This is a genomic window from Mesorhizobium sp. M7A.F.Ca.CA.003.01.2.1 (genome assembly GCF_003998945.1).
GTDB classification, from domain to species: Bacteria; Pseudomonadota; Alphaproteobacteria; order Rhizobiales; family Rhizobiaceae; genus Mesorhizobium; species Mesorhizobium ciceri.
The window spans coordinates 1-5,473 of sequence record NZ_RZRA01000328.1 but is presented as its reverse complement, the minus strand read 5'-3'; the positions used below and the strand labels follow the sequence as shown (position 1 = coordinate 5,473).

At 63.1% G+C, this 5,473-nt stretch carries 7 protein-coding genes; 4 read left to right on the top strand and 3 right to left on the bottom strand.

The genetic code is table 11. The features are described 5' to 3' along the window. The coding region (locus tag EN969_RS15120) for an SUF system Fe-S cluster assembly protein (protein ID WP_127419218.1) at positions 1-287 on the top strand (287 nt) is incomplete at its 5' end. A 100-nt stretch (positions 288-387) separates the two neighbouring features. Continuing rightward, on the top strand, positions 388-768 hold the full coding sequence (sufA, locus tag EN969_RS15115; RefSeq protein WP_013532156.1) for a Fe-S cluster assembly scaffold SufA: 381 nt from the start codon (positions 388-390) through the stop codon (positions 766-768). Positions 769-952: 184 nt separating this feature from the next. On the opposite strand, the gene EN969_RS15110 is transcribed toward sufA, so the two are convergent. Continuing rightward, a complete protein-coding gene (locus tag EN969_RS15110) occupies positions 953-1,450 on the bottom strand; it encodes a GFA family protein (RefSeq protein WP_013532155.1) in 498 nt (165 codons plus the stop codon). Positions 1,451-1,540: 90 nt separating this feature from the next. Between EN969_RS15110 and EN969_RS15105 the strand changes: the two genes are divergently transcribed. Next, positions 1,541-1,864, top strand: a complete 324-nt coding sequence (locus EN969_RS15105) for a TfoX/Sxy family protein (RefSeq protein WP_063167810.1) — start codon at positions 1,541-1,543, stop codon at positions 1,862-1,864. Positions 1,865-1,933: 69 nt separating this feature from the next. Here the strand turns inward: EN969_RS15105 and EN969_RS15100 are convergent, their stop codons facing one another. Next, positions 1,934-2,851, bottom strand: coding sequence for a pseudouridine-5'-phosphate glycosidase (locus tag EN969_RS15100; protein ID WP_127419217.1), 918 nt, complete (start codon positions 2,849-2,851; stop codon positions 1,934-1,936). Between the two features lie 74 nt (positions 2,852-2,925). Next, complete coding sequence (locus EN969_RS15095; RefSeq protein WP_063167812.1) at positions 2,926-3,870, bottom strand: carbohydrate kinase family protein; 945 nt, start codon at positions 3,868-3,870, stop codon at positions 2,926-2,928. A gap of 280 nt (positions 3,871-4,150) precedes the next feature. Here EN969_RS15095 and recA point away from each other — a divergent pair, with 280 nt between their 5' ends. Further along, positions 4,151-5,248, top strand: coding sequence for a recombinase RecA (recA, locus tag EN969_RS15090; RefSeq protein WP_013532151.1), 1,098 nt, complete (start codon positions 4,151-4,153; stop codon positions 5,246-5,248). Positions 5,249-5,473: the final 225 nt, after the last annotated feature.

Below are 5,473 nucleotides of genomic sequence, written 5' to 3'. Positions count from 1 at the left end.
ACATCGTATCGGCGCTGAAGACGGTCTACGATCCGGAAATCCCGGCCGATATCTACGAACTCGGCCTCATCTACAAGATCGACATCGAGGACAATCGCTCGGTCAAGATCGACATGACGCTGACCGCTCCCGGCTGCCCTGTCGCCGGCGAAATGCCCGGCTGGGTCGAAAATGCCGTCGGCGCCGTCGAAGGCGTGTCCGGCGTCGAGGTCAACATGACCTTCGACCCGCCATGGTCGGCCGACCGCATGTCGGAAGAGGCGCAGGTGGCGGTGGGCTGGTACTAGCGTCAAGCCTGGCACACTTGCGCGAGGGATAAAACTTCACCATTTTAGGTGAGGAATCATTCGGCAGGCCTTGAACCTGCATGGAATGGAAGGAAAAAGAATGGGACGCTTCGCCGTCATCACCATGACCGAAAAGGCCGCCGACCGGGTGCGCGAGATCGTCGCCACCCGCGACAACGCGCATGGCATCCGCCTCGGCATCAAGAAGGGCGGCTGCGCCGGCATGGAATATACGGTCGATCTGGTGACCGAGCCCAACACCAAGGACGACCATATCGAGCGCGACGGCGCTCATGTCTATGTCGCGCCCGAGGCCGCGCTATTCCTGTTCGGCACCGAGATGGATTTCGAGCAGACGACGCTGCGCACCGGCTTCACCTTCCACAACCCGAACCAGAGCTCGGCCTGCGGCTGCGGCGAATCCGTCGAACTGAAGCCGGCCGACCTGAAGGCACTGGCAGAGGCACGCGCTTCGGCCTGATTTTTTCCTTCGCCCCGTTTACGCGGAGAAAGTGTCACGAAGTGACGGATGAGGGGCAGCGCCAGCCTCTCCAGAGTTAGCTCCGCCCAGCCTGCCGGCGTACGTCGTTAGAAAATCCAAGCAATTGGCTTTTCGTTCGCTGCGCGGATCACTCCTCACCTCCCCGTAAACGGGGCGAAGAAACTCACTCCACCCACATGCCCGTCCGCTTGTGCCAATCGGCGATCGATTCCTCGGGATAGACGTCGAAGACCTTGTCGTGCTTGCCAACCACCGGCTCGACCCAGTTCGCCTTGTATTTCAGCATCAGGTGCACCTTGCTCTGTGGGATGGGCAGGTCGCTGTCGATCGCCGAGGCGAAGGGATGCACAAGCTCCGGCCAGGTTGGATCGTAGAGCCAAAGGGCTGAGCCGCATTTCTTGCAGAAATTGCGCTCGCCGGTTGAGATTTCGCAATGCGGATGCTCGTCGTCCTCGATCTCCGCCCGAAAGACGCCGAGGCTGCGCTTGCCCCTGATGTTCAGTGTCTCGTTGTCGGCACCGAGATTGATGGCAAACCCGCCGCCGCCCTGCTGCTTGCGGCAGATCGAGCAGTAGCACAGCATGAATGGCGCCGGCGTGTGGCTCTCCACCTCGAAACGCACGGCATTGCAGCGACAGGACCCTTTCAGCAGAAGCGGCATGGCGGGAAAACTCCGATACCTCTCTCAACCTGTCAGCATGATTTTGGTTGCGGCGATGACAAGGCCAGATGCCGGTGACATGATCGCGGCATGGACAATGAACGCATCGCCGAACTGTTCGAGGGTCTCGGCCCTGTCAGCATCCGCAAACTGTTCGGCGGCAAGGGCATCTATTTCGACGGCGTCATCGTCGCCATCGTGTTGCGTGGCGAATTGATGCTGAAAGCCGACGAGCAAAGCGCGCCCGAGTTCGAGGCCGCCGGCTGCACGCAATGGACCTATACCGGCTCGCGCCACGGCAAGCTGGTCGCCATGCCCTACTGGAGCGTTCCCGACAGCGCTTTCGATGATCCCGAGGAGATGGCGGCCTGGGCACGCCGGGCGTATGAGGCGGGGCGGCGGGCGGGGAAGTGAATGCCAACCTTCTTGGCACAGCGGAGGGACAGCACCCCCCTCTGTCCCGCCGACCTTGGAGGCCGTGCCCTACAATGCCCTGGCTATCCTCGCCGCCAACCTTGCATTGTTTTCCACCAGCGCGATGTTGGTCTTCAGGCTCCTGCCGCCGGTCAGTTCGAGGATCTTTCCCAGCAGGAATGGCGTCACTGCCTTGCCGGTGACATGTTGTGCCTCGGCGGCCTTCTGCGCGGCGTCGATATAGCCCGCCATCTCCGCAGCCGGGATTTCCTGGTTTTCCGGCACAGGATTGGCAATCAGCATGCCGCCAGCAAGCCCAAGTGCTGCCCTCGTCTGGTAGAAATGCGCGATCTCTTCCGGCTCGTGCAAGGTCAGCGGCGCGCGGAACGGCGATTGCCTGGACCAGAAGGCCGGCATCGTCTCGCAGCCATGGCCGATCACCGGCACGCCGCGCGTCTCCAGCACTTCCAGCGTCTTTTCGATGTCGAGGATCGCCTTGGCGCCGGCCGAGACGACAATCACCGGGGTGCGCGCCAGCTCGTCGAGATCGGCGGAAATGTCAAAGCTCTTTTCGGCGCCCTTGTGCACGCCGCCGATGCCGCCGGAGGCAAACACTTTTATGCCGACCATATGCGCCGCGATCATCGTGGCGGCGACCGTGGTGCCGCCGGTGCGCCCTTGCGCCACGGCAAAACCGAGATCGGCGCGCGACAGCTTCATCGCGTCGCCCGTCATCGCCAGCGATTCGCGCTCGCCGTCCGAAAGCCCGATCTTGATGCGGCCGCCAACCACGGCGATCGTCGCCGGCACGGCGCCGCCATCGCTGATGATCTTTTCGACATCGGCCGCCATGGCGCCATTGTCGGGGTAGGGCATGCCATGGGTGATGATGGTGCTTTCCAGCACCACCACCGGCCGGCCGTCGGCCAGGGCCTGCGCCACCGGCGCGTGGATGTCGATGAAGGGGCGGGCGGTCTCAGGGGTCATCAAGGTCTCCTATCCGGAATGCGGCGCGTCCGTCGGACGCTCGGCAACATCGCGGCACTATGAATTCGCCGGTCTCATGCCATTTCCCTGGCATCCGGCACAAGAGCCAACGCTTCCGCGAAGCTCGCCGCGGTGAACTCCGGAACGGCGGCGGCGCTTTCGATGGCAAGCGTCGCCCCGGCAATGCCTTCGCGCAGAGCTGCCCGCAACGGCAGTCCGCGCAGCAAGGCAGCGACCGTTGCGCCTGCCAGCGCATCACCGGCGCCGGTGACGTCGGCGACCTTTCTTGGTGGCGGCGGCAGGATAGAGAAGGCGCCGGCTTCATCGAAGCCCAGCATGGGCCCGCCGCCTGCCGTCACCACGCCGCTGACGAGGCCGCTGCATCGCAACCCGTCGACGACCTCGCGCTCCGTGGCATTCGCGGCGACGCCGGCCAGCGCCATGGCCTCGCGCCGGTTCATGAAGACCAGCGAAAGCTCCTTCAGCACCGGTAGCAACCGCACCACCTTGGCCGGCGAAATGGCAATCGCGAAAACCGGCTTGCCCGCAGCGAGCGCGACCAGCCGTTCCAGCGCCGAAGAGGGCAGATTGGCGTCGCACAGGATCGCGTCGGCGGCGGCGATCACCTCCCGCACCTTGGAGCGCCTGATCTGCTTGGGAAACGCCAGGTCGTAGAGCGCCATGTCGGCAAAGCCGACGATCAACTCGCCCTCGCTGTCGATCAGTGCCGTGTAGCTCGGCGTCGTGCGGTCGAGGAAGACCGCCGACAGGTCGGTAATGCCTGCCCCGGCAATGGCTCGCGAAACGGTGTCGGCAGCGGGATCGCCGCCGCGAACCGACATCAGCGACGCGGAGACGCCGCGCCGCACGGCACTGCGCAAGGCGTTGAAGACGCCGCCGCCGACATCCTCGCGCATTGTGCCCGGATTGGAGGCGGCGGGCACGTAGGCGCCGGACACCTGGCCGCGCCGGTCGATATGGGCGCCGCCTACGGCCAGTATTTTCGCGGATTTCAGCATGCCGGCGATATGACCTTTGTTATTCCAGCCGCACAAGCGCTAGGCTGTGCGACCGAGCTTCGCATGCAAGGCGGCGATTCGGCAGGTCGAAACAACCGAGCCGTCTGGCCCAACGTGCGGTGCATTCCTGATCGAATCCTTGGACAAAAAAAGAACAAATCCGGATATTGCTTGTTTTTCAGATATTTGATCCCTCTTGCCAAATGAGAACAAAAAAGGTACAAATAGGCAGGGATTACGGATTGTCCGGCCTTCATTGACGACCAAGGGGTGATGTATCATGGCTCAGAATTCTTTGCGGCTGGTAGAGGACAAGGCAGTGGACAAATCAAAGGCTCTGGATGCGGCGCTGTCGCAGATCGAGCGGGCTTTCGGCAAGGGCTCGATCATGCGGCTCGGCGCCAACGAGCAGGTCGTCGAGATCGAAACGGTGCCGACCGGCTCGCTTGGCCTCGACATCGCGCTTGGCGTCGGTGGCCTGCCGCGCGGCCGCATCATCGAGATCTACGGGCCGGAAAGCTCGGGCAAGACGACGCTGGCCCTGCACACCGTGGCCGAAGCCCAGAAGAAGGGCGGCATCTGCGCTTTCGTCGATGCCGAGCACGCGCTTGACCCGGTCTATGCCCGCAAGCTTGGCGTCGATCTCGAAAACCTGCTGATTTCGCAGCCCGACACCGGTGAGCAGGCGCTGGAAATCTGCGACACGCTGGTGCGCTCCGGCGCCATCGACGTGCTGGTGGTCGATTCGGTCGCGGCGCTGACGCCACGTGCCGAAATCGAAGGCGAGATGGGTGATTCGCTGCCCGGCCTGCAGGCCCGCCTGATGAGCCAGGCGCTGCGCAAGCTGACCGCCTCGATCTCGCGCTCCAACACCATGGTCATCTTCATCAACCAGATCCGCATGAAGATCGGCGTCATGTTCGGTTCGCCCGAGACGACGACCGGCGGCAACGCGCTGAAATTCTACGCATCGGTGCGCCTCGACATCCGCCGCATCGGCTCGGTCAAGGACCGCGACGAAGTCGTCGGCAACCAGACCCGCGTCAAGGTGGTCAAGAACAAGCTGGCGCCGCCCTTCAAGGTGGTCGAGTTCGACATCATGTATGGTGAAGGCGTGTCCAAGACCGGCGAACTGGTCGATCTCGGCGTCAAGGCCGGCGTGGTCGAGAAGTCGGGCGCCTGGTTCTCCTACAATTCGCAGCGTCTCGGCCAAGGCCGCGAGAATGCCAAACTGTTCCTGCGCGACAATCCCGACACCGCACGCGAGATCGAGCTGGCGCTCCGACAGAATGCCGGGCTGATCGCCGAAAAGTTCCTTGAGAATGGCGGCTCCGAAGGTGGCGACGACGGGTTCGAGGAGGAATCCGGCGCGATGTGACAACTCGCGAGGTCGGCCGGAGTTCGGCCATAATCGCATTCTATTATCTCGGGCTTAAGTAATCGAGTTCCGCGTTAATGCGTTTTGAAACCGCCGGCCCAGTGCCGGCGGTTTTGCGTTTCGGCGGCGAAAACAGGCCGGTTCGAACGGCCGGCAAAGGCCGTGGATTGGACCAATTCCGTGTTTCTGGACAGGGTGAAGCGCGGCGGCTAAAAGGCCAAGTCC

Coding starts and splice junctions, on each gene's coding strand:
- EN969_RS15110 (WP_013532155.1), bottom strand. CDS start 1,450: ATGCCGCTTCTGCTGAAAGGGTCCTGTCGCTGCAATGCCGTGCGTTTC.
- sufA (WP_013532156.1), top strand. CDS start 388: ATGGGACGCTTCGCCGTCATCACCATGACCGAAAAGGCCGCCGACCGG.
- recA (WP_013532151.1), top strand. CDS start 4,151: ATGGCTCAGAATTCTTTGCGGCTGGTAGAGGACAAGGCAGTGGACAAA.
- EN969_RS15105 (WP_063167810.1), top strand. CDS start 1,541: ATGGACAATGAACGCATCGCCGAACTGTTCGAGGGTCTCGGCCCTGTC.
- EN969_RS15095 (WP_063167812.1), bottom strand. CDS start 3,870: ATGCTGAAATCCGCGAAAATACTGGCCGTAGGCGGCGCCCATATCGAC.
- EN969_RS15100 (WP_127419217.1), bottom strand. CDS start 2,851: ATGACCCCTGAGACCGCCCGCCCCTTCATCGACATCCACGCGCCGGTG.